Annotated in this window: 31 protein-coding genes and 2 pseudogenes; 17 read left to right on the top strand and 16 right to left on the bottom strand. The window is 68.0% G+C overall.

Going from position 1 to position 25649, the window contains the following annotated elements; genetic code table 11:
* Positions 1-185: 185 nt before the first annotated feature.
* Positions 186-2534, bottom strand: a complete 2349-nt coding sequence (locus AB0G11_RS19215) for a hypothetical protein (RefSeq protein ID WP_357587121.1) — start codon at positions 2532-2534, stop codon at positions 186-188.
* A 239-nt stretch (positions 2535-2773) separates the two neighbouring features.
* On the opposite strand from AB0G11_RS19215, the gene AB0G11_RS19220 reads away from it, so the two are divergent.
* Both AB0G11_RS19220 and AB0G11_RS19225 read left to right on the top strand, forming a co-directional pair.
* Positions 2774-2914 carry a hypothetical protein gene (locus AB0G11_RS19220; protein WP_357587123.1) on the top strand — a complete coding sequence of 47 codons (141 nt, stop codon included), beginning with the start codon at positions 2774-2776 and terminating at the stop codon, positions 2912-2914.
* Between the two features lie 488 nt (positions 2915-3402).
* The gene (locus AB0G11_RS19225) at positions 3403-4053 is read left to right on the top strand and encodes a 3'-5' exonuclease (RefSeq protein WP_357587125.1); all 651 of its coding nucleotides are present in this window, start codon (positions 3403-3405) and stop codon (positions 4051-4053) included.
* 407 nt (positions 4054-4460) lie between these two features.
* Here the strand turns inward: AB0G11_RS19225 and AB0G11_RS19230 are convergent, their stop codons facing one another.
* A complete protein-coding gene (locus AB0G11_RS19230) occupies positions 4461-4949 on the bottom strand; it encodes a hypothetical protein (protein WP_357587127.1) in 489 nt (162 codons plus the stop codon).
* 470 nt (positions 4950-5419) lie between these two features.
* Between AB0G11_RS19230 and AB0G11_RS19235 the strand changes: the two genes are divergently transcribed.
* The gene (locus AB0G11_RS19235) at positions 5420-5833 is read left to right on the top strand and encodes a hypothetical protein (RefSeq protein ID WP_357587129.1); all 414 of its coding nucleotides are present in this window, start codon (positions 5420-5422) and stop codon (positions 5831-5833) included.
* Positions 5834-6166: 333 nt separating this feature from the next.
* Here AB0G11_RS19235 and AB0G11_RS19240 read toward each other — a convergent pair whose 3' ends face one another.
* Positions 6167-6385: a hypothetical protein gene (locus AB0G11_RS19240; protein ID WP_357587131.1), complete on the bottom strand. Its 219-nt coding sequence runs from the start codon at positions 6383-6385 to the stop codon at positions 6167-6169.
* Between the two features lie 150 nt (positions 6386-6535).
* Between AB0G11_RS19240 and AB0G11_RS19245 the strand changes: the two genes are divergently transcribed.
* The 5 genes from AB0G11_RS19245 to AB0G11_RS19265 all read left to right on the top strand — a co-directional run bounded on the left by AB0G11_RS19245 (position 6536) and on the right by AB0G11_RS19265 (position 9113).
* On the top strand, positions 6536-6823 hold the full coding sequence (locus AB0G11_RS19245; protein ID WP_357587133.1) for a hypothetical protein: 288 nt from the start codon (positions 6536-6538) through the stop codon (positions 6821-6823).
* Between the two features lie 56 nt (positions 6824-6879).
* A complete protein-coding gene (locus tag AB0G11_RS19250; RefSeq protein WP_357587135.1) occupies positions 6880-7275 on the top strand; it encodes a hypothetical protein in 396 nt (131 codons plus the stop codon).
* 112 nt (positions 7276-7387) lie between these two features.
* The gene (locus AB0G11_RS19255) at positions 7388-7855 is read left to right on the top strand and encodes a hypothetical protein (protein ID WP_357587137.1); all 468 of its coding nucleotides are present in this window, start codon (positions 7388-7390) and stop codon (positions 7853-7855) included.
* Positions 7856-8043: 188 nt separating this feature from the next.
* Entirely contained in the window at positions 8044-8694 is a 651-nt protein-coding gene (locus AB0G11_RS19260) for an HNH endonuclease family protein (protein WP_357587139.1), read from the top strand.
* Between the two features lie 167 nt (positions 8695-8861).
* Positions 8862-9113, top strand: a complete 252-nt coding sequence (locus tag AB0G11_RS19265; RefSeq protein ID WP_357587141.1) for a hypothetical protein — start codon at positions 8862-8864, stop codon at positions 9111-9113.
* A 328-nt stretch (positions 9114-9441) separates the two neighbouring features.
* Here the strand turns inward: AB0G11_RS19265 and AB0G11_RS19270 are convergent, their stop codons facing one another.
* Positions 9442-10557 (bottom strand): hypothetical protein, encoded by a 1116-nt coding sequence (locus AB0G11_RS19270; protein ID WP_357587143.1) that lies wholly within the window; start codon positions 10555-10557, stop codon positions 9442-9444.
* A gap of 552 nt (positions 10558-11109) precedes the next feature.
* Here AB0G11_RS19270 and AB0G11_RS19275 point away from each other — a divergent pair.
* The 5 genes and pseudogenes from AB0G11_RS19275 to AB0G11_RS19295 all read left to right on the top strand — a co-directional run.
* Positions 11110-12642, top strand: a complete 1533-nt coding sequence (locus AB0G11_RS19275; RefSeq protein ID WP_357587145.1) for a hypothetical protein — start codon at positions 11110-11112, stop codon at positions 12640-12642.
* Between the two features lie 729 nt (positions 12643-13371).
* Entirely contained in the window at positions 13372-13653 is a 282-nt protein-coding gene (locus tag AB0G11_RS19280; protein WP_357587147.1) for a hypothetical protein, read from the top strand.
* A complete protein-coding gene (locus AB0G11_RS19285) occupies positions 13646-14836 on the top strand; it encodes a hypothetical protein (protein WP_357587149.1) in 1191 nt (396 codons plus the stop codon). Before AB0G11_RS19280 ends, AB0G11_RS19285 begins: the two co-directional genes overlap by 8 nt.
* Positions 14833-15318 (top strand): hypothetical protein, encoded by a 486-nt coding sequence (locus tag AB0G11_RS19290; protein WP_357587151.1) that lies wholly within the window; start codon positions 14833-14835, stop codon positions 15316-15318. The genes AB0G11_RS19285 and AB0G11_RS19290 overlap by 4 nt, the downstream gene beginning before the upstream one ends.
* Before the next feature lie 164 nt (positions 15319-15482).
* Positions 15483-15605, top strand: a pseudogene (locus AB0G11_RS19295) (IS5/IS1182 family transposase); the annotation flags it as partial.
* A 6-nt stretch (positions 15606-15611) separates the two neighbouring features.
* Here AB0G11_RS19295 and AB0G11_RS19300 read toward each other — a convergent pair.
* The 3 genes from AB0G11_RS19300 to AB0G11_RS19310 form a co-directional block, all read right to left on the bottom strand.
* Positions 15612-16193, bottom strand: coding sequence for a hypothetical protein (locus tag AB0G11_RS19300; RefSeq protein WP_357587153.1), 582 nt, complete (start codon positions 16191-16193; stop codon positions 15612-15614).
* A gap of 84 nt (positions 16194-16277) precedes the next feature.
* Positions 16278-17498: a tetratricopeptide repeat protein gene (locus AB0G11_RS19305; protein ID WP_357587155.1), complete on the bottom strand. Its 1221-nt coding sequence runs from the start codon at positions 17496-17498 to the stop codon at positions 16278-16280.
* A 33-nt stretch (positions 17499-17531) separates the two neighbouring features.
* Positions 17532-18191, bottom strand: coding sequence for a hypothetical protein (locus AB0G11_RS19310; protein WP_357587157.1), 660 nt, complete (start codon positions 18189-18191; stop codon positions 17532-17534).
* Between the two features lie 234 nt (positions 18192-18425).
* On the opposite strand from AB0G11_RS19310, the gene AB0G11_RS19315 reads away from it, so the two are divergent.
* On the top strand, positions 18426-18953 hold the full coding sequence (locus AB0G11_RS19315) for an AAA family ATPase (RefSeq protein ID WP_357587159.1): 528 nt from the start codon (positions 18426-18428) through the stop codon (positions 18951-18953).
* Position 18954: 1 nt separating this feature from the next.
* Here the strand turns inward: AB0G11_RS19315 and AB0G11_RS19320 are convergent, their stop codons facing one another.
* The 6 genes and pseudogenes from AB0G11_RS19320 to AB0G11_RS19345 all read right to left on the bottom strand — a co-directional run bounded on the left by AB0G11_RS19320 (position 18955) and on the right by AB0G11_RS19345 (position 23533).
* Positions 18955-20181, bottom strand: coding sequence for an IS30 family transposase (locus AB0G11_RS19320; RefSeq protein WP_357587161.1), 1227 nt, complete (start codon positions 20179-20181; stop codon positions 18955-18957).
* Positions 20123-20728 carry a hypothetical protein gene (locus AB0G11_RS19325; RefSeq protein WP_357587163.1) on the bottom strand — a complete coding sequence of 202 codons (606 nt, stop codon included), beginning with the start codon at positions 20726-20728 and terminating at the stop codon, positions 20123-20125. The genes AB0G11_RS19320 and AB0G11_RS19325 overlap by 59 nt, the downstream gene beginning before the upstream one ends.
* A 438-nt stretch (positions 20729-21166) precedes the next feature.
* Entirely contained in the window at positions 21167-21289 is a 123-nt protein-coding gene (locus AB0G11_RS19330; RefSeq protein ID WP_357587165.1) for a hypothetical protein, read from the bottom strand.
* 183 nt (positions 21290-21472) lie between these two features.
* A pseudogene (locus AB0G11_RS19335) lies at positions 21473-21640 on the bottom strand (IS5/IS1182 family transposase); the annotation flags it as partial.
* Between the two features lie 384 nt (positions 21641-22024).
* A complete protein-coding gene (locus AB0G11_RS19340) occupies positions 22025-22456 on the bottom strand; it encodes a hypothetical protein (protein WP_357587167.1) in 432 nt (143 codons plus the stop codon).
* A gap of 90 nt (positions 22457-22546) precedes the next feature.
* Positions 22547-23533, bottom strand: a complete 987-nt coding sequence (locus AB0G11_RS19345; protein WP_357587169.1) for a PIN domain-containing protein — start codon at positions 23531-23533, stop codon at positions 22547-22549.
* On the opposite strand from AB0G11_RS19345, the gene AB0G11_RS19350 reads away from it, so the two are divergent.
* Complete coding sequence (locus tag AB0G11_RS19350; protein ID WP_357587171.1) at positions 23532-23702, top strand: hypothetical protein; 171 nt, start codon at positions 23532-23534, stop codon at positions 23700-23702. The genes AB0G11_RS19345 and AB0G11_RS19350 overlap by 2 nt on opposite strands.
* A gap of 56 nt (positions 23703-23758) precedes the next feature.
* On the opposite strand, the gene AB0G11_RS19355 is transcribed toward AB0G11_RS19350, so the two are convergent.
* Entirely contained in the window at positions 23759-24094 is a 336-nt protein-coding gene (locus AB0G11_RS19355) for a hypothetical protein (protein ID WP_357587173.1), read from the bottom strand.
* Positions 24095-24154: 60 nt separating this feature from the next.
* Positions 24155-24490 carry a hypothetical protein gene (locus AB0G11_RS19360; protein WP_357587175.1) on the bottom strand — a complete coding sequence of 112 codons (336 nt, stop codon included), beginning with the start codon at positions 24488-24490 and terminating at the stop codon, positions 24155-24157.
* A gap of 294 nt (positions 24491-24784) precedes the next feature.
* Here AB0G11_RS19360 and AB0G11_RS19365 point away from each other — a divergent pair, with 294 nt between their 5' ends.
* A complete protein-coding gene (locus AB0G11_RS19365) occupies positions 24785-25030 on the top strand; it encodes a hypothetical protein (protein ID WP_357587177.1) in 246 nt (81 codons plus the stop codon).
* Between the two features lie 108 nt (positions 25031-25138).
* Positions 25139-25429, top strand: coding sequence for a helix-turn-helix transcriptional regulator (locus AB0G11_RS19370; RefSeq protein WP_357587178.1), 291 nt, complete (start codon positions 25139-25141; stop codon positions 25427-25429).
* Between the two features lie 14 nt (positions 25430-25443).
* Here AB0G11_RS19370 and AB0G11_RS19375 read toward each other — a convergent pair.
* On the bottom strand, positions 25444-25649 hold a 206-nt coding region (locus tag AB0G11_RS19375), incomplete at its 5' end, for a hypothetical protein (RefSeq protein ID WP_357587180.1).

The raw sequence follows: 25649 nt of genomic DNA on the forward strand, positions 1-25649 counted from the left end.
TCGCATGCATTGGTCTCACCACGATTACAGCAGCGGCCGGTCACACTAGAGATCACAGGTCCGCCATTGCCAGTGGATCGTCCACTCGTGCCTCAGGACCCGTCCGGTGGTCATCGGCCCCGGCCCGTGTTTCGTTGGGAGAAGGAGGCGTCGGGATACAGAATGACTACACGGTCTGGTCTGGCTCAGTCCGCCTCCAGACCATCGCGCCGCAGCCGCTCGGCCTCTTCCACCTGTCCCCGCTTGATGAGCGCCGCAGCCAGCCAATCAGCGGCGACTGCATGTCCGGCATCGACCAGCGCGCGCAGCTCAGCAACATCCTCCCGCCTGCCCAGCAGCTTGGCTAGCTCCAAGGCGGCGGCTGAGTGTCCCGCGTCGACGAGCGCCCACAGCTCCTCGACCTCCCCCCGTTCGGCCAGCAGCCTGGCGAGCCAGAAGACGGTAGTCATGTCTCCGGCGTGGACGAGTCCCCGCAGTTCATCGATCTCCCCTCGTCTGGCCAGCAGCCTGGCCAACTCGAAGGTAGCGACCGGGTGTCCGGCGCCGATGAGCGTGCGCAACTCCTCGACCCGCTCCCGCTCAGCCAGCAGCTTGGCCAGCTCCAAGGCGGCGGCTGAGTGTCCCGCGTCGACGAGCGCCCACAGCTCCTCGACCTCCCCCCGTTCGGCCAGCAGCCTGGCGAGCCAGAAGACGGCGTGCTGGTTCCCAGCACCGATGAGCGCGCGCAGCTGCTCGGCCTCCCCCCGCACGCCGAGCAGCTCGGCCATCACCACGGTGGCGGCTGAGTGTCCCGCGATGACGAGCGCACGCACCTCCTCAACCTTCCCTCGCTCAGCCAGCAGCCTGGCCAACACCCAGGCGGCGGCAGAGTGTCCCGCATCGACGAGCGCACGCACCTCCTCGACTTTGCCGTGCCCGCCCAGCAGTTCGGCGAGCTGGGCGGCGGCGTACTGGTTCCCAGCGTCGATGAGCGCGCGCAGCTCCTCAATCTGCCCTCGCTCGGCCTGCAGTTGGGCAAGCTGGCCGGTAGCGTGCTGGTTTCCAGTGTTGGCGAGCGCATGCAGTTCCTCGACCTGCCCTCGCTCGGCCTGCAATTTGGCCCACTGGAAGACGGCGCCCAGGTCTCCGGTTTGAGCGGCGTTGCGGTAGAGGCTGTTGGAGTAGCGATACAGCAGCCGGCTTTGGGCTGCGTTGCCGACTCGGGTCTGGTCGCTGGGGTCGGTGAGGTGGTCGGTCATGGCTTGCCAGCAAGTGGCTGGGATCTTGGCGCGGCGGCGTTCGGCCTGGGCGTGCTGTTGCAGGTAGTCGGCCACGCGGTAGCCGGCGGTCTGACCCATGCCCCCGTGCGAGCCGGCGATCGGAGCGAGCGCGCTGGTCGCGCCGTGCAGTTCCTCCGTCAGGTAGGCCAGTGCGCTTTCGAACCAGTTGGCGGGGGCTTTGGCGCGCTGGCGGGCATCGCAGTAGCCGGGGGCGGCTTCACGGAGCAGCACGGCCGGTAATGGTGAGGCCACGCCGAGGCGGGTGGCGTCGACCGCGGCGGTGAGGACCGCCGCGGCGTAGGCGTCGGCCTGCCGCCAGCGGCGCATCAACTGAGGGGCGGCGGCGATGGTCTGCGTCACCCCGTAGTCGTCGGAGCGGACGGCGACGGCGAGCCGGACATCCCCGTCCGCAGCGATCTGCTCGGCGCGGACGCGCTCGTCCGGGGCGAAGCATTCGGCGATGTCGACGACGTCGGCGAGCGAGAGCAGTTCTCGTGCCTGCGCGTGGGGGTCCGGCTGGCCAGGCTGCGGCAGGGCTGTGTACGTGTTGTAGCGGCCGGGCCACAAGGCGGCCACCAGCACCACCCCTTGTGCCAGCAGAGCCCGGACCGTGCCCGCGTGCAACTCGCCGGGGCAGTCGAGGTAACGCTGCAGCTCGTCGAGCCACACCACCAGGCGAGCGGGAGGATCAGCGGCGATCGCGCAGACCTGAGCGGTATCGGAGGGGTGCAGCAGCCACCAGTCCGGCAACAGCGCCTGTATCGCCTCGAAGGCGCACCGCGTCTTGCCCACCGATGAACTGCCGACCAGCACGACCAGGCCGCCCCGCCCGCCTGAGGCGGCTTTGCCGATCAGCGCGCGCACGCCTCGGGGAGCGGTGTCGGTATCGCGTTCGACGTAGGCGGGCAGTTCACCGTCGGCGCCGGGAACATCGATCGCGGCGTGCACCCCCAGCCGGCGCGGCTCGGCCTGTGCCACCCTGATCAACCCAGCGGTACGCGGATCACCGGCGCTGTTCGCGCGTTTGCGGGCCTGCAACCAGGCGGTCTCATGTTGAGGCGGCACTGCGCAGGCGCGCAGGAACACCTCCAGCGTCTCCTCGCGAGGGAGCCCCTTTCCGGGGTTGAGCAGGTCCGACACCGTCGATGGCGGCAGCTCCCCGTGGGCGGCCTCGTTGAGGGCGGCGTACGAGCGGCCGGCGCGCAGCAGTTCAAGCGCGTCTTTGAACTCCGCAACGTTGTGGATTTGACCAGGGTCAGGCTGCTCACCACTCACCGGCAGATTCTCCCTCCATCCGCTGCGCCGAGGCCGTCCGCCGCCACCCGCCGGACACCGCCGGACACCGGTCCGACACATACGCGGCCGACAGCGCCCAGCTTGCCCGAACCTGATCGGCGCAGCGGTGTCTTCTCCGGGTTGGTCCGCCTGCACCACCGGACCCCCGCGCCGGGAGCTGTACTCAGGGTCCGCCGGCAGCACACCGCGCCGGAGCGATCAACCGCAGGAGAGAAGCCGTGAACGACCTGATTCCAGCCCTCGTCTCTCTGGCCGTGGCCGTCCTCAACCTGGCCACCGCGCTGGCCGCCCGCCGCACAACGCGAGGCGACCGGCGCACGAACGATCATCCGGACGAGACGGATCCTGCCCTTTCATGAAGGACTTCATGTGTTGCGGGATAGGCGCCGGCGCCCAGGTCGGCGGCAGCCTCGGACTGCCGTCACGGCGCGGCCTGCGCCCTGACCGAGCTGCAGTCACGATCATAAAAGGGAGGAGGCGGGCGGGATGCTCGAGAAGCGCCGTGAACGTGAAGTGCTGCGGTGCCACAGCGGGGCACGACAGGAGCAGAGCTGACGATTCTGTGCACAGCATCTGGCTCTAGGCGATCACATGATCCCTCCAGCTTGGCGAGCACGGCCTAGACCAGAGCGAACGGCCGCGTTGGCGATCGCCGAGCGAACGATCAACCCCTTGCGGACGCATCCCCCGGCGCCCAGCCGCCTTTGCCGCTCCGCTTGGCGCACTCGAGCGGGCGCTGGCAAGCTGCAAGCTGCCCCCTGCCCAGCAGGCACAGCTCGACAGCGGCATGCGCCCGGCTGGCCGAGGCTGCCCGCCATGAACACGACTCACCACCCGGGAGATTCCGATGACCGATCAGCAGTGGACGGCCGTGCCGCTCGTCGCCGTCGACTTGGAAGGGACCGGCAGCCAGGACCGTGACGGCGAGCAGATCCTGGAGATCGCGGCGGTCCCGCTGGAGGGCGGCGGCCCCGACATGGGGGCGGCGTGGGACACCGTGCTTAATCCCGGCCGGTGGATCAGCCCGCGGCCGTGGATCTCGCCCGGCCTGGCCGGGGACGCGCTGGCCGCCGCCCCCGCCCTGGCGGACGTGCGTGGGCAGATCGCGGCCCGGCTGGACGGGCGGGTCCTGGTCGGCCACAACATCGGCGTCGACTGGCGGCTGCTACACCGGCGGCTGCCCGAACTCGCGCCGGCCGGGCTGCTCGACACCGCCCGCCTGGTGCGGCACCTGCGGCCCGGTATCCGCCGCTGGAACCTGGCCGGGGCGCTGGCCCAGTACGGGCTGGAGGAGCGCGTGCGGGCACTCGTCCCCGGAGGGAGGCCTCACCGGGCGCTGTGGGATGCCGTGGCCGTGGCGGTGCTGCTGCCCGTGCTCGTGGCCTGCCTGCCGGGCGGGGGCGCCACGACCGCCGCGGTGCTACGCGGAATCGCGGGTGTCCCGCTCGGCAGCGAGCAGCCCGACGTCGAGGCCGAGCAGTTGACGTTCGACGTGTGATCGGGAGCCGCGAAACACCCGAATGAGTGTCGAGCACATCCGCAGGCGGTTTGGGCCTGGTGGCCAGCACAGCGTGCACGATCCAGCGCCCGCGTCGCGCTCAGGTAGCCGCGCCGCCGTCGTCCAGGCCTGGCAGGTGGCAGACCAAGTAAGGGACAGTCGCGTGGTCGCGGTACGTGGCCGTCCGAGGATTTCGGCTCGAACATGGCGGGATATGTCCGGTCACCGGGCGTTGCCGCAGGCACGGGGCGTCCGCACGTCCAAGATCCTCCGGCCTCCTGCCCAGGTCACCCAGCGAGGTACCTCGGTCGTGTTCCCCCCGAATGTCTCCGATCTTGCCCGGTGGGTCGTAGGGTGTCGGCGTTGTGCTCGCAGGCGGCGGCCGGCCGGGGTGCTCGGTGGGCTGTTCAGGAGGCGAGCAGGTCGAGGTGGAACCCGGCGGCGATGAGGGTGAAGGCGAGCAGTCGTATCCAGTTCAGAACTCGTCCGGTGCGTTCCAGGAAATCGGCGATCTTGTTGGGAATCCACTGGAGCGCAAAGACGGCCAGGGGGAAGAATGCATAGAGGGGAATGTAGATCATGATCTCAAGCCACTCGGGTGCCTCACGGCCATAGACGGCTGTGAGGATAAGCGTCAGGGCGAGGGACGTGAGCGCCGCCAGGATGGCATAGGCATAGAAAGTCCGGCGCGGGCTCGCCTTGCGGGTCTTTCGGCCAAGCGCGCGGATGCGATCGGGCCCGAGGATCTCCAGCAGGACGGTGCAGCCGCCGGTGAACTGTGCGATCTTCCCGATTCGGCCCCACCAGATCATGGGCAGGCCGAGCATGTCGTTTCCGAGCGTGGATTGGCCATCCCACCACATCTGCCATGCCTGTAAGTAGCTGATGTCCCCCACGATCGGGAGTCTAGATCGCTACCGGGCTCCGGGGTGGAGAGTCGGCCTGCTCCGCATGGGGGCGGTGACGCTGGGCGGCGTGTGTAGGGCGTCCGCGTTCGTGGCGGTGTGCCGGGAGGTGCCGGGAAGGTCGGATCGGTGGTGAGTCGGGCCGTGCAACCGTGCGGCGCGTGCGGAGTGGGCCGTGTTCCTGGCGGCTCGGGATGCGCACGCGGACGCGGTGGATGCGTGGCTGGCTGGCGGCGGTGAGGGGGAGCCGCCTGTCGAACCCGTCGTGCCCGAGGTGGTGTGGCGGCCGGGGGAGCCGCTGCACTGCGGACGCTGCCGGGAGACGTGCTGGCGGGCGCTGCTCGTGAGCGACGAACTGGCGGGGAGTCTGGCGGCACGGCCGGGCGTAGTTCGAGCGCAGTCCCGCTGGTCGCGAGTGAAGGGGACGCGCCCGAACGGCAGCCCTCCGGGAGGCGGAGGCGGTGCACACGCTGACGGGGGAACTGCTCGCTGTGCGCCACGACGTGGCCGAGCGGCTGGCGCTGGCGGATCTGGTGCCGGGCGGCCGGTCGGGTGTGATGCGGTCCCGGACGGTGACGTGGCTGGTGGACAAGCTCGACCAGGTGCTGGCGCTCGACGGGCTGATGGTCAGGTCGGCGGTGGGCGACGCGGACCGGCCGGTGGAGCTCGGGCCGGTGGAGTGGGCTCTCGCCTGGGAGTCTCGGCTACGGCGCCTGGTGGACGACGAGCCCGGCTCGACGCCGGCGCGCTGCCCGGGCTGCGGCAGGCGGGAGCTGAAGTGGCAGCCGCGGGCGGGCATCTACGTGTGCGCCGAGTGCGATCATCACGTGAGCGAGGCCGAGGCGATGGACCTGGTCGGGGAGGAAGCAGGATAAGCCTGGCGCTCACACACAGGGAATGACGTTACGAGTGTCGTACTTGAGGCCCAGCCGGTCTGGGCCGAAGGTTGGCCCTTGACTCCAGTTCGTGAAGTTCACCGAATCCCTAGTGAGTGAATCAAAAACGTAGAGATCCACCGACACGCCCTCCGGTACGTGGGGCGCATTGAATCTGACCTGGCTACAGGGAGCGACACTGAAGCCGCCGGCCGCGCCACGAAGTGGCTTTTCGCCGGGCTTGACGGAGGGGTAGGTAGCTATCGAGACCGTCACGATGCGGTTGTTGGAGTTTCGAATGACGCCGTATTGCCGCCGTCCCGATTCCCCTCCCTATTTCCTCCACAAGTGGAGGTTACGGCTGAACGCCGTCCGAGCTTCCTCGGCAGCCTTGGTTTGCGCTTTTTCTCTCTGATCTTCTGCGCGTTGTGCGGCGGCATCGGCCCGCTGCTCTTCACTAAGCTTGAGCGCGTTTATGGAGATGATGAGCGCGGGAATGGACATGAGACCGCCGATGATGCCCGCGATGGCCACCCAATGCTGGACACGCACGGAGACGCCACGTGCGCTGGCCCCGCTTGATGGCGGCGGAGGGTACTGCTCCATACCCTATTGTGCCGCTAAGTCGCCTATGATCGCGCGGCGTGCTGGCGAACGGCCCGAGGCCGAGGCGATGGAGCTGGTCGGCGAGGAGGCAGGCGCATGATCGAGGACGACGGGCCGTGGCTGGTGGACGTGCCGCCCGGCCCGGTCCTGCCGCTCTGGCGGCTGTGGCTCCAGAACGGCGTCCAGCTCGACGGCGACCACCGATGGTTCGTGGAGTGCCGGAAACCGGACTGCGAGCGGGCGGTCCCGGAGGGAGTGCGGTACTGCTGCACGCCGTGCGCGGTGGCGGCCGAGGGCCAGTACGAGATCAGCCAGCACCAGGCGAACTACAACGCGACGTGGGCGGACCGGGAACGGGCGTTGAAGGACCGATTCCCCACCTGAACCACGCCGGCGGGTGCGAGGATGGTGATCCGCCCAGCTTGAGTAGGAGTGCGCCCATGTCATGGCTGTCCCGCCACCGAGAGGCCCAGGCGGCCTGCGCGCGGCTAGCACCGAAGTTCGGCGACGCGGCGACCAAGAGCATGGCTAAACGGTTCGAGGGGTACGCGATGCTCTCGATCGAGGCCGTGACAGCCGTGGCGGGCGGGCTCCGGAAGCCGGACCACGAGGACTACATGGCGACGCCGACGCCCGCGGACGTCGATGACGCGCTGCTCGTGGTGCGTGGCGTTCGCGAGCAGCTTCTGGTGGACGAGCTGGCGTTGATCGAGCGAGCGCGGGCGAACGGCCGGTCGTGGGAGCGGATCGCGGAACTCCTCGACGTGAGCGAGGCGGTGGCGAAGGCCCGCCCGGCGAAGCTCCGGCGCGCTATCGACGACCTGAACCGGATCTGACATCGCCCCGGCGTGGAACTGCTGGCTGACGGATTCCGCCTCCCACACGACGCCGTCCGTGTGAGGGGGTGCCAGCCTGGAACATCTCACGGCGTCATCTCGAATACCTGCTATGGGAACGGATGCGTTCTACGCCACAGCGGCGCAGGTGATGCCGACACTACTGATCGCTCTGGTGGTAGAGGTCGGGTACCTGATGCGAACAACGGGACGTGCGGTCTCTGAACTGCGAAGACACCTGGAAGAAGAGCACAGACGGGAGGCCGGTAGTGGGGCATATGGGTATATCGCGCAGCCGAATCATCCGGCCGAAATTGCCTGGCTGCGGTGGGGTCTGACGTCCATTACGGTCTTCTGGACGTTCACGATCGGGGAGGTACTGGCCGTTCTGGCGCTGGGATTCCGCTGGTTCAACGCTTGGACCTTCTTCCCCATCCTGATCTGCATGTTCGTTCTGATCGTCTTGGCTGCTGCCCTTCCTACCTACCGAAACACTGAAGAAGCTTCCCCGCCACCCGTGAAACGGCCCTGGCAAAACAGGGAAGAGGCTTCCCCGCCGTCTGAGGAACCGCCGTCGTGAGCCCTCGGTGCTTGACGAAGGCCCGCCGCGACGCTGTGGCGGGCCTTCTACGTGGAGACAGCGCCGCGTGGCAGGGTGTTGCCGCATGTCAGGGGAGTGTCACCGGGGCGGTAGTGACCATGCCGCCATCCGCTGTGGTTACTTAGCGCAGGTTGATGCCACGCTAGGTAACCGCCGCTGGAGGCCCCGTGCCACGCCACACCATCCCCGCCATCCTGGCCATCGCCCTCCTCGCCACACCCCTGACGAGCGGCACCGCCCAGGCCGCCGCCCAGACCATGCTCCTCCGCGACGCCGTGGCCAGCCTGCCCACCGGCACCGAAAGCCGAGACGGGTACGAGCGCTCCAGCTTCCGGCACTGGATCGACGCCGACCGCGACGGCTGCAACACCCGCTACGAGGTGCTGATCGAGGAGGCCGTCACGCCGCCCGAGGTCGGCTCTCGGTGCGCCCTGGTGGGCGGCCAGTGGCACTCCTACTATGATGACATCACAGTCGAACAAGCGTCCGAATTGGACGTTGATCATGTAGTCCCGCTGGCAGAGGCCTGGGATTCGGGCGCCCACGCCTGGAGCCCGGCGCAGCGCCAGACGTACGCCAACGACCTGTCCGACCCGAACCACCTGGTGGCCGTCACCGCCCGCTCGAACCGGCAAAAAGCCGACCAGGACCCCAGCACATGGCTCCCGATCGAGCCCGTCCGCTGCCGGTACATCGGCGAATGGACCGCGATCAAACTCCGATGGGAACTGACCGTGGACAACGTCGAGAAGGACACGCTCACCTCGCTCGCTGCCGAGTGCCCGAACGAGCCGATCGAGATCCCCCCGCTGCCGTAGCACTCCAGGATGCGGTGTGACGCCAGCGGGCCGCCCTGGATGGACGGCCCGCAGAGCTGGATGACGGGGCGGCGCTCAGGTCAGAGCGTTGAAAGCCGAGTCAGCTTTGGGCAAGGCCGCACGATCACCTCGTGACGAGCCTCCGGACGCGGCGTAGCCTGTCCGCTATGCCGGACTACCTGGTCGGCCCGGACGGACTCAGGGTGGAGCCCGTCCAGTTGATGCGCGGCGCCGCGCATTGGCTGTTCGCCCGCATCATCGAGCCGACTGCCCAAGAGGGAGAGGTCTGGTACCGGGTCACCCGGCACGGGCAGGCGGTCGGCTTCCCCGGCTACTACCAGCTCGACCAACTCCAGGAGATCGTTGACCTGTCCAAGCTGCGCGGGCCGGACCAGTCCGCGAGCTCCGAGACGGCATAGCCGCTCGCCCGAGCGGATTAGGACCCGGCGGGCGAGGGCTACCGGCTGGACGCATCGGTGTCGCCGATCGTTCTTCACGGGCTCGCAGAATCCTCCTGCTCGGTGCGTACCCGCAGCTAGTGATCTCTGGCGTCGGACAGGGTGATGCCGCATACTCCCTCGCCGAAGTCGCTGCAGTGGTAGGTCCGTGCGGGCAGGATCAGCCCGGTGGCGCCGTGGTCTTGACGCGGATCAAGGCCGTCGCGGTCGCCGAGCACGCCGCGGGTAGGGCGGCGTGCTGCTGTACGGGGCGATGCCGCCGAAGCGGCCTGGACAACTCGCGGCGCGATCAGGCTGGATCGACAGCATCGGCAACCATGGCACGGATGCGGTTTTGCTCCTGCAGAAGCTGCTGAAGCTCGATGAAAGCCAGTGCTGACATCTGGGAACGGTGGCGGGCCTGATGGATGGTGCTGACGAAGCTGGGGTGTGTCATCTCCCACAGAGCCTGGCCAAGCCGGTAGCGCAATGCTTTGGTCAGTGGCCGCCCCCGCGCGATCCGGTCCCGGACATCGAGATTCTGTCTATAGCCCATCCATTGGCACGCGGTCAGGAGTTCTTCGTCTGAGAGTGGGCCAGTGGGAACCAGCCCGGCGGCCTGCAATCGCTCGGCCACATCGCGAATGATGATGGGGTTGGGAAGGTCCGCAGCGATCGTCCGCAGGACTCTGCTCTTGCTCTCGTCCAGGAGACGGCCTGGTGGGTCGGCGCTGAGGCAGCGCCGATAGTGTTCGGTCTCCGGCTGCGGTTGGCGTCCCGTCAACTCGGCAAGATGCTCGACTGCGAGCGTCGCGGTGCCCGGGCGTCCGCTTGGCGCTCCGGTGCCCCAGGACAACGTCCGAGCCGTGACCATCTCCCCCCACAGGCGTGCAACCAAGGCGGCGTCCTCGCGGGGGTCGTGATCCCCGCGGGTTACCGCTCCGCCTCCCGCGAGCCGGTCTGGCACCGTCGGCTTGCGCCGGCGGAGACCGAGCGTTTCCCATGCCACGTCGGACAGGTTGCAGCCGGTGGAGCGTCGGCCACCCCGGAGGCGGTGGGCCAACTCCAGCGTGTCGACCGAACGCCGGATGACCGCATCCGGCACGTCAGTGACCATCGCGACGGCGGTCAGGTCGCTGCGCAGGAGGCCATGCCCCACGATCAGCCGCTGCGGATGCTCACGAAGCACCGCGACCAGGAGGCTGGCCGGATGACGCCCTTCGATCAGCTCGTTGCCCGTGATCTGGCAGCGGCGCCCGTCCCACTCCGCGTACACCAAGCCGGCTCGTGCCATGGCCCAGCCGCTGGGTGGTATCGGGTTGGTTCCCCTGCCGAAGGGCCGGCTGGCCCGATCGAAGTCCAGGTCGCAGAAGACCAGCGAGATGGTGTCCGCTCGCCGACGGCGAACCCGCGATCCTTTGCTCATCGTTTCCTTCCGACACGTAATGTGACAGCTCAGTAGCATGGTGTCAGCAAGGTCCGACAGAACTCGGAGAGTCAACGTCAGATGGGCGTGACGGCGACGGCATCACGTGTGGTGTCTTCGGGTTCTCGACATGAGCGGCAGGTCGCTGCTTCGGGTATCCGTCGCCTGGGCGGTCGTGGAGTGGCGGTAGACATGGAGGTCACCCCGGGTGCACGGTGCAGCAGATGAATGGCCTGGCGAGATAGATCGCCTGGCCAGAAGCAACCTCCAAGCCCTCGCTATGCGCTGACAGCTCCCAAGGCCAGGCACCCCTGCATGAACGCGGCCGCGATCCTTACCAACGCCCGGCCGGCTCGTGCGCCCCTCTCCACCCTTGATCGTCTTGCGTATCCGCCGGGCGGCCATGACCGCCACCAGTTACTGTCCGAGAGTGGCATCCCGTCCGAGGCACGGGCCTGCCGCATCCCCCGCCGCGGGCCGGGCCCCTTCTCCCGGAACGCCCAGCCGACCAGCCGGAGCGCTTGGATGTCAGCTCGAACCCCTCGCCACCGCGTGGACGCCCACGCCCTGCTGCCCGGCGACTATCTCCGGGTCATCTTCGATCAGCACAGTCCGTTCCAGGTTGAGAGGTCGGCGTTCTACGCCCGGGCTGAACACCTCGAGGTCCTTCCTGGCGACGGGTTGGTCAAGACCCGGGGTCTCGACGGGCAGGGGCCGGTGGCCGTCTTCTGTCACGGCGTGCCCGGCCCGCTCCTGCTGCACTGCGGCGACCACCAGGTACTGACCCAGATCGAAGCCGACCGGGAAGGCCACGAGCGGAGGGCCCCATGGTGGCGGTCTCTGCCCTCCCCGTTCTTCACGCGAGCGCATGTGGTCACCGCCTCCCGGCAGCTGCCGGCTGCCCCCGCTGCGGAACCGCCCGTTCGCCGGGACGGCCGCCCATCGCGTATGGCCACCACGGTCACCATGCCCGCCTGTGCGCTGCGCCCCGGCGACTATCTGGAGGCCATCGCGGCCCGCTACCCGGCCGCCGAACGCAGCCCCGATGAAGGCTTCGCGCGCGTGCAATGGATCGAAGTCCTCGACCCCGAGCATGCCGGCCAGCTGACCGCCTATCCCGCCTGGCGCGGCCAGCGGCTCCTGCTGGTCAGGCTGCGCAGCGCCCTGGACATCCTGCTGCTGGGCGCCGACTCCCCAGTCCGAGTGCTGGCCTACGTCAACCCCGAGCGGGCCGCCTTCGAGGGCAGCTTCGATCCCGACGGCGACGGCCCTACCTTCGATCCCAAGGTGCCCGCCTGCCGGCCCTTCACCCCCGCCGAGGAGCAGGCCGCCCATCTATTGCGCGAGCGGCTGCGCCAGGACGTGGATCTGCCCGATGATGAAGCGGCCCTCTACCCGCAGCGCTGCACCGATCCGGCCGAACGCCGCCGTCTGCTGCACGGCGTCAACGGGGTACGGCTGGTGCCGTTGTCGAGCCTGCCCTGGCCTCATGGCTTGTTCAAATGCGCCCACGCGCCCGCAGCTCAACGCCTGACCCGCGGATACCCGAGTGATAAGCACAGCGACAGAGCATCCCAGGCCGCGCACGCCGAACTCTTCACTCAGCTGAGTGCCGACGACTTCGCCGCCTGCCCCTACCATCAAGCCAACTGGCCGCTCATCGGCGAGATCGCCCGCCGCGCCGTGGCCGGCCCTGAGCGCGATTGGTCAAGTGCCCTCACTCCAGCCGAGGCCGACCGGCTTACCGCGCAAGACAAGCGCTGGCTCGGCAGCTTCGCATTTGACCCCATCAACTGGGACGACGGCCACAACGCGATCACCAATGGCCAGCACCGCCTGTGCGCGCTACGCGCAGCCGGGATCCTCGCATGCCCCGTGGACGGCCGGCACGTCCCCGAAGACCCCTATCCCGACCCGCTACCCGCTCTCGAGCACGCCCGACAGACCGTCACCGGATTCTGGAACTGCTACCTGACCAAGCGGCTGCGCAGCCGGAGGTTGGCCGACCTCGCCGGCCGCGTCCTCCTCCGGTGGCCTGGCGGCCGCCGCTACCTGTTCGGCCACCTCATCGACAGAGGCCGGTAACCCGCTCGGGGAAACGGACAGCGCCATCACCGGCATAGATGACAAGTCCGCTCGATCGCCTGTTCCCGCTCACGGCCCTGTCATGTCAGGGCCACCAGGAGCATGATCGAGCGAGCACGGCGGGGGCTCCTTGGGCGCCCTCTTCAGCCGGAGGGGGTGGCGGAACGATCCTCGAGCAGGACAGCGCGGCGGGCGCTGCCGCGCCTCTCCCGGCCAGAGAGACCGTGGGGTCTGCTGCTCAGCGCAGCAGCACACCCCACGGGCATGACGCAGAGTAGGTGCTCGCTCCGACAATTTTCGTCTCGGCCCTGGTCACCGGCCTGAACTGTCGGCGGCGTAAGTGACCCTCGCCCTCGTGTGGTCGCCGGGTTAGTCCTTGCGGGGCGTTCCTGGCCGTTGACGAGGGCCGGCTCGGCGCCCCCTCCAGCTTCCGCAGCTCGCCATCGCCTGGATACGCACCGCAATGGCAGGATGTAGCTGTTACGCCAACTCCTCAGCCATCGGCCAGCTCACGAAGAGGTAGCCATGACCGGATCTGACGCGACCGATGCAGCTCGACGGGTTCGGCTTCCTGCTCCGGAATCGAAGCAGGACCGCGAACTGCTCGAACAGATGGGGTTCCGGTGCGAGGGAAACCGAGCCCGTGATGGCCAGTGGACGACACTTCCCGTCAGGTGGCGGCAATCAGGGCAACCGGCCCGCGTCAAGGTAATCCGAATTGGTAGCCAAATGCGTCAGGCGACCATCGCGCCTCAACCCGTCATCGTCGAGACCTGCGGCATGCCCGGCGCCGAGCACACCAAGGCCCTGTTCCTCAACGCCCGCAGCCGCCGCCTGAGCGCCCGCTCGGCTACGGCGGTGCTCAACAGGATCGCCGACCGCACTGGCATCAGGATCGGGGTGGTGATCGCTGAGGTTCACGGCCACTCGCTGGAGACCGCCCGCCGCTACAGCCTGCCCACCGACGCCGATCGCCAGGCCGCCATCGACAAGCTGACGGTGGGTGAGTGACGCCATGGGCTGGGTGACAGAGATTCCTGTTCGCATATTGCTCAACAATGGGGCGCTGTCTCCCGACCAGGGCGGCTACGCGGCGCTGGTGGTCGTGGTGTCCAGGGCTGAAGGTGACGGGTCGTTGCACCAGCAGCACCTCAACGACTGGCCGAGCATCCACAGCGTGACCGGGCGTCATCTCGCGGTGATCACCCCGGATCCCGAGTGGAGCCTTGCCGTGGACCACGGTGTCGTGGTCCGGGGCCTGAAGCTCTTCGGCCCCGAATGCGAACTCCCGGGTGTCCGTCCCTGGAGTCTCGCAGCTGCGTACGCTCCAGGGCTGCCCAGGTCCATCGGCGAGCACGCGGCCGCGGTCACCACCATCGCCACCGAACTGCAGGAGTATTTCGGCCTCGCAGAGGACGCCCTGCCGTGCGCCCTGATCGTGTGCACGAAACAGCAGCAGGTGATCGCGATAGGACTGAGCTCCAAGATCACCCTGTACGAAGTGCTGAAGCGCATGAAGTCCGCGCTCGAGCCACAGCTCGCGAGGCTCAACCGCGCCACGGCCGAGGTGAACGCCAGCAACCGCGAGAAGCTCCGGGCGGAGTCGGAGTATGACGCAGCCGCCCATCGGGCGAGTACTTGGCGCCGTGCGGTCGCGGAATGCAAAGACCGGGCTGAACGACGTGCGTGGGTGGGCAAGAAGCTGACCGACCTCGCCGGGGACGTAGAGGCGGACATCGCGACGCTGTGCCGGTGGTTCGCCGCCCGCATTACCGATGACCGGGCGCTGGATCACCGTGACACCAAACGTGCGGAAGCGCTGTTGGCGGCATTGCATGGCCGGATCGGCCGCCTGTCCCGTGGGCAGCTCCGGTCGCTGCGACGGGAGCTGCCGCGTGTGGTGGCCACTCTGGGGACGCACAGCGCGCAGCTGCCGCAGGAGCCGGATGACGACCTCGCCGGCCTCGCCGAGTGTGCCGCTCGGAGCCAAGCCGCCTACGACGACGCTCTCTCCTCTCTGCATTCTGCGGCGTGCGATCTCGACATGCCCGGCGCTGTTCGATCCGCTGCCGACACGTTCGGATTGGAGGAATCGCCGTCCGTTCTGCTGCCGTGGCGGGAAACACGGTGGCCAGTGACAGCGTTCATGCCCCCGCCCCACCGCAGTCCGGCCGTACGCAGGGACCGCGGATGAGCCCCGTCGCCTACCACGCTCTCCTCATCGATCAACTGGCCGACGAACGCGCCAAGAAGAACTCCTTCGAACAGCGCGGCATCGCAGTCATCTCGACCTCGGGCACCCTGGTTACCATCACCCTCGGGTTCGTCGCGCTGGCGACCCGTACACAGACGTACGTGCTGGGCGCGACAGTCGTCGTGCTGCTGGTGGTGGCGCTGGCCGGGCTGATCCTGGCTGCCGTGACCGGTCTTGTCGTGAATCTGCCCGCGCGGTTGCCAGTCGTTGATGTCGACGACCTCAGGACCGCGGACGAAGGCGGCGACGATCTAGAGACCGCCCGTACCGAGCATGAGATCCTCGCCCTCGTGCTCACCGGCCTGCGCCAGGTGAACCGACGCCGAGCCCGGATCCTGTTCGCCGCCCTGTTGGTCGAGGTCACGGCGTTGACCGTGATGGCGGCCGCTGTCGTGGCTGTCCTGGCGCCGATGATGAAGTGATCCGCGTTGAGCCTGACCCGCAACAAGCTTCCTTGTTGTGGGTCAACGAAGATCACGTCTGATCAACACTCGAGCGTGGGGCCAGCACGCCTGGCAGATTCTGCATCTCCGCCAGCAACCGCGCGGCCCGTTTCTGCCGTACTCCGGACCCGCCGCATATCGCATCAAAGCTGCACGCCTTCCGACGCCTGCGCATCCGCCGGGAGGGCCGCGCTGACATCCACGAGGCCTTCCTCAAACTGGCCTGCGCGCTCATCTGCTGGCGGCACCTCACTTCATTGTGTTAAGCATTCCTAGGCATCGTCGTGGAGTGGTAGTCCGAAACGGTCGATCATGTCCGCCTCGTCGTCCTTGCCTTGCCGTGTGAGCAGGTTGAGCAGATTCCTGGCCGCGTAGGGAGCGCCGACGCCGACCAAGGCACGCAGCTCTGCGATCTGGCCTTGCTCGGCAAGCAGGTTGGCCAGCTGATGTGCGGCCTCGTAGTGGCCTGCCTCGGCCAGGATTCGTAGCTCCTCCACTCGGCCTTGCCCGGCCAGCAGCCCGGCCAGCAGCCCGGCCAGGGGCCGGACAGCGCGGTCGCGCCCCTCAGCGACAAGCCGGTACAAATCCTCGGTCAGGCCCAGCTCAGCCAGCGGCTCGACGGCGGCGTCGTAGCCCGCGAAGGCCAGTTCGCGCAGCTCCTCAAGGCGCCCCTGCTCGACCAGCAGTTCAGCAAGCCGTTCGGCGGCCAGGTGGTGGCCCGCGTCGGCGAGCTCGCGAAGCTCGTCGACGCGACCCTGCCGGCCCAACCGTTCGGTCAGCCGCCTGGCCGCAAAATGGTGGCCCTTCAGCGCCAGATCGCGCAACTCGTCGATCCGGCCTTGCTCGTCCAGCACCTCGGCCAGCCGGTAGCCGGCAGTGTCGGGATCGGCTTCGGCCAGTGCACGCAGGTCGTCGAGACGGCTCTGGCCGGCCAGCAGCTAAGCCAGCAACGAGACGGTCTCACGACGATCGGCGGTGGCAACCGGGGTCAACAGCGCGATGGCCTCCTCTTCCCGCCCCTGCGTGGCCAACGCCTCAGCCAGCTGGTGAGCGGCATAGGGATGCCCTTCCGCGGCCAGCGCGCGAAGATCGTCGAGGCGGCCGTGCTGAACCAGTAACGTGACCAGTTCACCTGTGGTGACTCGGCTGCCGTCGTTGGCCAGCGCCCGCAGCTCTGCGAGCAGGGCGCGCTCCGCCAGAAGCTCAAGAAGCCGGCGGATGACAGAGCGAACGCCCGTGTGGGCCAGGGCTCGCAGAGCGGCGATGGCCTCGTCCACCTGACCCTTCTCCAGCAGCAGATCGGCCAGCCTGGTGGCGACGATGGGGTGGCGGCCTGGCGGGGAAATGGCGCGCAAGGCAGCGATGGCCTCCTCCGGCGTGCCGCGCTGCAGGAGCAGATCGGTCAACCCGTCAGCTGCGTGGGGGAAGCCTTCGTTGGCCAGGGCACGCAGGGCCTCGGTCCGGCCTTGCCCGGCCAGCAGCTCGATCAGCCGGTCGGCAGCCAGGTCATTGCCGTCATCGGCCAGGGCGCGCAGGTCGTCGAGTCTGCCCTGGTCAGCCAGCAGGGCGGCCAGCGAGTCGGCGGCCGTGGTGTCTCCGTTGTCGTGGAGGCTGCGCCAGAAGGACAGTGCGTCCTCGACCCTGCCCTGCTCGAGCAGCAGGTCGGCGACCAGCCACGGATGAGAGAGCTGACCGCTGTCGGCGCGCAGGCACACTGCCATGGCCTCGTCGGCCCGGCCGTCGGCGACCAGCAGCCCTACCAGCCTGTCGGCGGCGCCAAGGTCGCCGGCTTCGGCCAGGGCGCGCAGGTCCTTGATCCGGTTCTGCTGGACCAGCAACTCGCCCAGCATTTCCGACGCCCGGCCGTCAGCGGCATGAGCGTCGAGGGCGAGAGCTCGGCGCAACAGCTTCTCGGCGCACTCGTACAACAGCAGGAACATCGCTGTGTCGGCGGCGCGCACCAGCTCCTGCGGGTTGCTCACGTGGTCGATCACCGCCCGCCACGTCGTGGCGGGCACCTTGGTGAACCGGCGCTCCCGGCCGATCTTCTGCAGCAGGTAGCCGGCTACCCGGAAACCGTGGACCCCCACGGTGTGCGGTGAGGCGACCGCGTCCAGCACCGCGGCGGTCCGCACGAGCGGCTGCCTCAGGTAGTCCATCGCCGACTTGAACCACTCGGGGGGCGCCTGGCCCTACTGCCGTTCATCACCGTAGCCTCGTGCGGCCTGCTGCAGGAGCTCGGCACTCAGCGGGGAGAGCACGCCCAGCCGGGCGGCATCGACCCCAGCCTCCAACACCGCTCTGGCATACGGATCGGCGCCATCGGCGTGACGGATCAGCAGCGGCACGCCGGCGACCGCCTGGAACGGGTCGTCAGGGGCGATCTGCAAGCCTGCCCGCAGATATCCGTCGTGTTCGGCAGCGGCCCGAACCCGTCCCTGCTCGGCGACGCTCAGCTTGGCGCGGATGGTGATAGGGGTGGCGAGTTTCCTGACCACCTCCCATTCGGCGGCCTCGCCCCGCGAACCCCCTGGACCGGGCAGGCGGGCGTAGGGACGGTAGTACTCCTCGCGCATGGTGGCGATCAGCAGCACGCCGGATCTGGTCAGCCTCCGGGCCAGATCGGGGGTGAGCCCGCTGGTACCGAGCAGATGGTTTTGCAACTCATCCAGCCAGACCACCAGCTGGGCGGGCGGGCTGGCCGCGGCCCGGCGGATCTGCTCGACGTCGTCCGGCTGCAGCAGCCACCAGTGCGGCAGCAGAGTCCGTATCGCCTCGAAGGCGCAACGGGTCTTGCCGGTCGAGGATTCCCCGACCAGCAGCAGCAGCCGCCCCCGCTCCCTGGGGCGCATTCGAGGGGTCGTCGCAACACGGTGATCACTTACTGGCGACGGCCAGCATAGTGAGGCGACTGGGTTTCCGTGTTTCGCCAAGTTGGCGGTATGCGGAAACCCGTGGCCGGAAGCCAGAGGATCGGCCAACGTGGGTGTCGAGAAGCCGACAATCACCCCGGCTTAGCGCTGGACGGGGAGATGCACGAGGCATCGTTCTGTATTGCTTTGCTTCCTGTCGATAGGCTGACCCGCGTGATCATCTGGCTGAACGGAGCTTTCGGCGCAGGCAAGACGACTACAGCTGCCGAACTTGTCCAGATCTTGCCGAAGTCGACGATCCTCGACACCGAGGAGGTCGGCATCATGCTGCGTCATGTGCGAGCCCTGCCACGCGTCGGCGACTTCCAGCACTGGCCCCCGTGGCGAGGCCTGGTCGTTCAGACCGCTACCCACCTGCTGGACTACCTCGGTGGATTACTCGTGATCCCTCAGACAGTCCTGATCGAGCAGTACTGGACAGAGATCCGAACCGGCTTGGAGAAGGCTGGCGTTCCCCTCCATCACTTCCTGCTGCACACCGATCAAGACACCCTGACCCACCGCATCGAAACCGACGCCAAGGGCCCAGGGTCGAAATGGCGGCTGGATCACGTTCCGAAGTATCACGAGGCTCTGCCCTGGCTCCGCCGCCAAGCGCAGGTTGTCGACTCCTCTGCACTCACTCCGAGACAGGTCGCCGAGATTGTCGCAGCGAAGGCGGCACCAATGGTCGCCGACTAGATCACGCGCAGGTTGCCAGGAGCTCCGTGAGACGTTCAGCCGGTGTGTCCCAGTCGAGCGTCTTCCGTGGCCTGGTGTACAACTCGGCAGCCACGGCGTCGAGCTGCTCACGTGTGTGCACCGACAGGTCGGTGCCCTTGGGGAAGTACTGACGCAGCAGGCCGTTGGTGTTCTCGTTGGAGCCACGCTGCCAGGGGCTGGCCGGATCGCAGAAGTAGACCGGCATGTCGGCGGCGACGGAGAACTCGTGGTGGCGCCCCATCTCGCTGCCCTGATCCCAGGTGAGCGAACGCCGCAGCTGGGCCGGTAGCGTCGCGATGGTGTCCAGCAGGGCATCGCGCATGCTAACCGCGCTGTGGTCGTGCGGCAGGTGAACCAGCATCACGTAGCGGGTGGTGCGCTCAACCAACGTGCCGATGGCCGACGCGTGGTTCTTGCCAATGATCAAATCCCCTTCCCAGTGGCCGGGCACGGCACGGTCGTCGGCCTCGGCGGGCCGTTCACTGATCATCACCATGGGCGCGCGGTAGCGGGGCTGGCGCTGCTGGGCCTGGCGGCGGGGCTTGCGCATGGCGCGGCCGGTGCGCAGCGCCCGGGTCAGGTCGCGCCGCAGCTCGCCGCGGCCCTGGACGTAGCGCCTGATAGATGGTCTCGTGACACACGTGCATCTCCGCCCGCTCAGGAAAGGTCCGGCGCAGGCTCTGGACGATCTGCTCCGGGCTCCAGCGCTTGTGCGCAGGTGTTCTTGAATGTAGGCCCGTAACTCCGGGTTCTGCCCGATCCTGCTGGGCTTGGGACGGGGCCGGCGTGCGTCGGCGCGGGCCTGGGCCGCGTGCGGCCGGTACTGGCCGCCTGTGGGGTGCCGGTTGCGGCGGATCTCCCGGCTGATGGTCGAAGGCGCGCGGCCGAGTTCGCGCGCGATCTCCCGGATCGAGGCCTTCTCCCGCACCCTGTCTGCGATGTAGATCCGCTCGTCCTCCCGCAGGTAGCGGGACGCTTCAGAAGGGGGCACCGTCGGTCGTCTGGCCGGCGGTGCCCCCTTCTTCTTCGCCTTGTTCGGTGCCGTGCCGTTCCGCCAGCGCTTCCCGGTCCTGATGTTGATCCCGACGATCCGGCACGCTTCGCGGCTGCTGACTCCTTGATCCATAAGCCGGAAGTATGCCTCTCGCTCACGGGTCAGCTTCTTCGGGCCTTGCCGCTCCCGGCTTGCCCTGATCTCGAAGTCCATCGCACTCCCCGAGCTGGGGTGTTGCGACGACCACTAGAACGGAAGTGGTGACGGCTTGCCGGATCCGCTCGCGTAGCCCGCCTACTGCGAGGTCGGTATCGCGCTCCACGTAGGTGGGCAGGTCGCCGTCGGCCCCAAGCACGTCGATGGCGGCATGCACGCCCAGATCCCGCGGATCGGCATCGTCGACGCGCAGCAGCAGACCGATGAGCGGCCCCAGGCCCAGCTCGCTGCCGTGGCCCAAGGCGCGGCTGCGTGCAGCCTGCCACGCCTCGTGCTGCCCCCGGGGCACGCCGCAGACACGCAGGAACGTTGCCAGCGTCTCTCGGCTGGGCCGCCCTTTGCTGAGCATGTCGCTCACGGTCGTCTTGGGCAGCGACCCGTCCAGGCGTCCAGCTGCATCTTCGACGGCTTTCGGTCCCCGCAGCCCGGCCGCAGCCTTCAAGGCGTGGAGCGCCTTCTTCAGTTCCTCAATGGTGCCAACAATGCCCGGATCCGGTAAGACGCCGGCCGGACCATGCCCGACACTCGGCCGCTGAGATCTCATCTCCCAACACCAGTCCCGGAGATCCCGTCAACGCAAGCGGCTTCCGGATGAACCAGTGAGACAGGTTCGACCTGCAGCATCCCGCTCCACCTCGTCCGAAACGTCCGTCCGGTCCGAAACAGCTGCCGGACGCGTTCACCAGCCCGCCAATGGGATGAGCCGGGCCGGACATCGCCTCGGCCCATCCTCGAACCGACGGAGCGCATATGCATCACCTTCACGAGTACCTCCCCCTGGTCGTCGCAGCCGTCAACCTCATCACCACACTCATCAAGCAACGCGCCGCCAACCAGCCTTCTGAAGGGCAGGGGCGCCCTGCCAGTGCTGACCAGCAGGACACCAAGCCGCGATCATAGCTGCGGCTTTCCGACGATCCCGGCTCTCCGCCCGTGATGCCGCCCGACCGTCACGAATCCGTGCCCTTGCCAGCTGGGGCGCTCAGGGGCGCTCGAAGGAGACGGTCAGGATCGCGGCGGCCAGGATCGCGGCGGCCAGAGCCCGGCCGCCGGCAAGGGTGTGCTCGGGATCGTCGAGCCGAATCTCCTGGTCTTGGAAGTGCAAGTACGACGGCGCCGTCCGGGTCCCGGGCAACGTTGATGCCGGCGTCGGGCAGGGTGACGCCGCGTACGCCGTCGCCGAGGTCGCTGCTGAGGCCGGTCAGTGCGGGCAGCACCAGTCCGGCGGCGGCGTGGGCGGTGGCCAGCCGGTCACGCAGTTGCTGCGTCTGCTCGGTGCGCGGTCGCGGTAGGCCCTGTCGGCCAGTACAAGATCCGGACGGGTCCGGGGCCGGCCACCGCCCGGGCGGCCAACCCGGATCTTGCTCAGCACCGCGATGACCTGCAGGCTGTCTCCTCGGTGACCGGCCGTCACCAGCAGAGCTAGAGGCTTACGGCCCTGCTCACACGCCAGATGCGTCTGCTCGACCTGCACCAGCTGCGCCACAGCGCCGCCACTCACCTCGGCGAGGCCGAAGTACCCCTGCAGCTCATCATGGGTAAGACTCGGCACAAGAACCCCGCACCGCCATGCGCTACACCAGGGCAGCGAAGCAATCGCCGCCGTCACCGAACACCCTGCCCCGCCCCGCCAACGTCACTAAGCAGCACGAACCCCGGCCGCGGTGTCTTTCTCCCGTACTCCGGCTGCCCCATGAAGGGGGAGGAGGTCAGGCAGGTGGTGCCGGCCGGGTCGTGCTGGAGCTGCACCGAGGTGTCGGAGACCATCCGATAGGCGCGACTTGGTGGTGCTCAAGGCGTCGGCCCTGAGTACCACCAGCCTGGAGCGAGGGAGCCGGGGTCAGCTCGCCTTCGTGATGGGCTCCACCGTGGCGACCGGCGGCCTGGGACGACGCAGTTCCCTCGGCAGCAAGTCCTCCGCGAAGTCGCGGAGGGCGGCCGTGGGGTCGTCGAGGCGGTGCATGATGCTGGTGCAGAAGATCGTGAGGTTCAAGGCGATGAGATCCTGTTCGTGGGGCTCCCTGCGGAACCAGATCTCCTTCCACGCCTTTTCCGCCGCCTGAGCAGGGTCGCCCCTCATACCCCACATCGTGAGCAGGATGTGCAGCGAGTCATGCATCGCGAGGTACTGCCGCCACGCCGCCAGGTCCTCACCCTTGAGCACGACCTGTTCTTCGACGGGCTCCGCGCCGGGCGCAGGCGGGTAGGCCGGTGTCACCGACGCCGGCGGCACCGGCCTCCTGCGGGCTTCCTGGATCCTGCTGGATGTCATGGCCCCGGAGCGTATTGAGGGCGAGGCACGGGAACCCGCGAGGAGGGGGCAAGGATGACGGGCCTTTGCCCGATCTTGAGCTGACAAGACTCAGGACGCTGGTTCCTGCCCGGCATCTATGTTCCGCAAGGCCGCCGGATGCAGGGTGCCACGTGGCGGCTTCTTTGGCTTATGGGTTTTGTCGGACAGTTCCAGCCGAATCGCCTCAAGGCCGGCCATCCGAGCCCGCGTCGACATGCCGATGTCACCGGTCAGTAACTTCACGCTCCGGCCAGCGAGTGCCTGAAACGCGACCGCCCGCGCGATGATCTCGTCGTCGGCGCGGGGCAGGCGGACGTGGCCCGGCGGGTCAGGCCACAGGTCAATAGTGATCGCCCCCCAGGGGAAGCTGGGGTTCTCTGGTGCGCTGCCTCGCTGACGGATGACCCCCTGGGGGAGGAGAGTGTCCAGGTGCTTAATCGTCTCCCGGGCGTTCGTGCTGGCCATTCCTTGGCCACGGTCCTTCTGCCGGTCTAGTTCGTCCAGCACCGCCAGCGGCAGGATCAAGTGGACATCCTGACCGGGCAGCGCCTGGGCGTCCAGGCCGACATCCCATTCCTTCAAGCGTTCCGGGTGATGGCAGTAGACGTTGGAGTCCGCGATGACGAGAGGGCCCGACCGCTCGGGCATGTCGAGCAGATTGGACCACTCCGCAAGGGTCGCGCGAGCTTGCGTCAGATTGTGGATGTGCTCGGTGACCTCCAGGATGATCATCTCCCTGATCGGCCCCGTGTCCGGACCGGATATCGAGGCCCATGTCCGGCCAGGGCCCGCGTTCCGCGATTCCACGATGGGTTCGGGGATCTGCATGGCCAGCACCGTGTGGTACCGAGGAGTGGTGACCAGCCGGTCGAGGTCGGTGCTGCTGATCTGCCGGCGAAGCTGGGCACGCGTGTTGTTGACCCACGTGAGATAGGCGAGGCGCATCGCTCGCCCGTTGTCCTGGCGGTAGGACAGATTCTCGGCGGCCACGATGACCTTGTGCAGCGCGCCGACGACGTTGCGGCGATCGGCGCCAGGCTCCAGGGAGATCAGCATGGGACTCAGCGTTGCCCAGGACGACGCCCGGCGCTACCGGTTCCCTCCCAACGGGGTGAGCCATCTCGCCTCGGCAAGGGACGCGGCGCTGTACGAGCGGCGCTCTCAGCCCCGGCACGTGCCGCCGGTGGGCACCCGCCCACGAAAACGGCCCGCCTTCACGTCGTAGCGGAGGGCGAGCCGAGCCGGGGATCCGGCGCGCACCAAGTCAGGCCCGGCCGACGCCTACCCCTGACGCCACCGGCCAGCGGCCGCGCGGACGGCATCGATCGTGTGCGCCTCGACGCCGAACGCCATGTGCACGATGTCGTCGTTCCGGCGGCCGATGCGCAGCTGCTCGACGTCGCGCGGCTCGTAGACCTGCTGGTCGACCGCGTAGAGCGTGTAGTCGTCCAGGGCGTAGCCCTGTCCGGCCAGCAGATCCTTGGCCTTGCGCTCCAGGTGCCAGCCCTGGCCGGTGTCACTCACGAGCGCCCAAGACACAGGCGGCTCGGGCCGGACGCCCTCGCGGCGCACCGCGAGCAGAACGACGTCGGCCGTGAGATGAGGGTTGTTGTGCATATCGGGCCTCATACGCCGCGTGGAACGCGACGGCGATCCGCTCGCGCATGTGCATCGCGCTCATGCGACCTCCCGCTCGGGCAGCCCGTACCGGTCGGGATTCAGCGACATCTCGTGCCGCAGGAGTACACACGCCAGGATGTCCCAGGTGCCGTTCGCGACGGCCTCCGGCGTCACCGGCAGGTCCGTGCCCTTGATCGGCGCGAACCGCTCATTGGACAGGTCGCCCTCCCAGTCGACGACCCACGAGACCTCGGGGCGGCGCCCACCGCGCGACCGGCCAGTGGTGACCCTGAAGAGGGAGAGCTGGACCTGCGTGATGCCGGTGTCGGTGTGAATCCAGCCGTACGTGGGGCCGTCGTGCAGGTCGCGGCGGCGCGTCTTCGGCCCCCACATGCGGGTCGAGCAGGCGGGAGAGCATGAAACCTCCGAGGGAAAGAGCCCGACAGGCGACAACTGCGCCGCCGTGCGTGTGATCATGTGCGGGTGATTGCCGCCCCACCTGCCGTTGGCCCTCAACACCTGAGCCCGCCGAACGGCGAACGGCAGCCAACCCCGATAGCAGAAAGGGCCACCCGCGTTTACGCCCCGGAGCGCAAATGACCCAATCTGGCGATCAGAGTACGCACGGTCTACTTTCTTCGTAACTAGCACAAACAGCCTTTTCAAACCCCCGCGAAAGGAGCGCCATTGAAGCGTTGGGCCCGCCGCATACCCCCGGACGAGATCGCCGAGCTGAAGGCATTCCGGCCGATCGCCTGCGCCCTGATCGCCGTCTGGGCAGTAGGCACCCTCGTCCGCAACTACTTCTTCCCGGCCCAGCTCGACCTCACCGCCACCCAGCAGCAGCTCCTCCTCGTCGTGGAAGCCGTGGCGCTCCTGGCCGCCCGCTCCACCCACCGCGACAACAAACGTGAGGGCGTCTACCAGCAGTGATACCGACTCGCTATCGCACCCCACAGCCCTCCTGAGCTGCGATTAGGCTCTAACTCGATATAGATCGAGGACGATAATACGGAGGGAGCGGTGGCTTCACCCATCCGCATGACCACCACCGTCCGCAGCGTGCTGGGCGCACTCCAGGCAGCAGCTCGCCAAGACACTGCCACCTACGGGCTGGAGATCTGCCGGACGACCAGCCTCGGCGCCGGAACGGTCTACCCCATCCTCAGGCGCCTGGAGCGCATCGGCTGGGTCCGCGCCTACTGGGAAGAGGACGCCCTCGACGCTCGCGGCCCACGCCGCCGCATGTACGAGCTCACCGGTATAGGACGCGCCGGAATGGCTGAAGCTCAGCACACCGGTCAGGTGCGCCAAATGGGGTGGAGCACCTGATGGAGGAATGGGCGTCACATGAGTTGCACGGCGCAATACGAATAATCAACGTCGATACCACTCAAAACATGCCTCGGCTTACGGTGGAATGGAGTTGGAACAACGAGCTTGCCCGTGAGACGTACTGAACGCTTTTCATCCTGCTTCACGGAGTTGAAGAACGAGGATGGCTTTGACGAGCTGACCTGCGAGAAGAGGGCAACACCGTAGCTTGCGAAGG

Origin of the sequence: Nonomuraea sp. NPDC023979 (assembly GCF_040639085.1) — a bacterium.
GTDB lineage: Bacteria > Actinomycetota > Actinomycetes > Streptosporangiales > Streptosporangiaceae > Nonomuraea > Nonomuraea ceibae.

Bases quoted from the DNA above. Each gene is read 5' to 3' on its own strand.
- AB0G11_RS19225 (WP_357587125.1), top strand. From the start codon at position 3,403: ATGACCGATCAGCAGTGGACGGCCGTGCCGCTCGTCGCCGTCGACTTG.
- AB0G11_RS19245 (WP_357587133.1), top strand. From the start codon at position 6,536: ATGATCGAGGACGACGGGCCGTGGCTGGTGGACGTGCCGCCCGGCCCG.
- AB0G11_RS19250 (WP_357587135.1), top strand. From the start codon at position 6,880: ATGTCATGGCTGTCCCGCCACCGAGAGGCCCAGGCGGCCTGCGCGCGG.
- AB0G11_RS19255 (WP_357587137.1), top strand. From the start codon at position 7,388: ATGGGAACGGATGCGTTCTACGCCACAGCGGCGCAGGTGATGCCGACA.
- AB0G11_RS19265 (WP_357587141.1), top strand. From the start codon at position 8,862: ATGCCGGACTACCTGGTCGGCCCGGACGGACTCAGGGTGGAGCCCGTC.
- AB0G11_RS19270 (WP_357587143.1), bottom strand. From the start codon at position 10,557: ATGAGCAAAGGATCGCGGGTTCGCCGTCGGCGAGCGGACACCATCTCG.
- AB0G11_RS19280 (WP_357587147.1), top strand. From the start codon at position 13,372: ATGCGTCAGGCGACCATCGCGCCTCAACCCGTCATCGTCGAGACCTGC.
- AB0G11_RS19290 (WP_357587151.1), top strand. From the start codon at position 14,833: ATGAGCCCCGTCGCCTACCACGCTCTCCTCATCGATCAACTGGCCGAC.
- AB0G11_RS19305 (WP_357587155.1), bottom strand. From the start codon at position 17,498: ATGGACTACCTGAGGCAGCCGCTCGTGCGGACCGCCGCGGTGCTGGAC.
- AB0G11_RS19310 (WP_357587157.1), bottom strand. From the start codon at position 18,191: ATGCGCCCCAGGGAGCGGGGGCGGCTGCTGCTGCTGGTCGGGGAATCC.
- AB0G11_RS19320 (WP_357587161.1), bottom strand. From the start codon at position 20,181: ATGGACTTCGAGATCAGGGCAAGCCGGGAGCGGCAAGGCCCGAAGAAG.
- AB0G11_RS19325 (WP_357587163.1), bottom strand. From the start codon at position 20,728: ATGAGATCTCAGCGGCCGAGTGTCGGGCATGGTCCGGCCGGCGTCTTA.
- AB0G11_RS19340 (WP_357587167.1), bottom strand. From the start codon at position 22,456: ATGACATCCAGCAGGATCCAGGAAGCCCGCAGGAGGCCGGTGCCGCCG.
- AB0G11_RS19350 (WP_357587171.1), top strand. From the start codon at position 23,532: ATGGGACTCAGCGTTGCCCAGGACGACGCCCGGCGCTACCGGTTCCCT.
- AB0G11_RS19345 (WP_357587169.1), bottom strand. From the start codon at position 23,533: ATGCTGATCTCCCTGGAGCCTGGCGCCGATCGCCGCAACGTCGTCGGC.
- AB0G11_RS19355 (WP_357587173.1), bottom strand. From the start codon at position 24,094: ATGCACAACAACCCTCATCTCACGGCCGACGTCGTTCTGCTCGCGGTG.
- AB0G11_RS19360 (WP_357587175.1), bottom strand. From the start codon at position 24,490: ATGTGGGGGCCGAAGACGCGCCGCCGCGACCTGCACGACGGCCCCACG.
- AB0G11_RS19370 (WP_357587178.1), top strand. From the start codon at position 25,139: ATGACCACCACCGTCCGCAGCGTGCTGGGCGCACTCCAGGCAGCAGCT.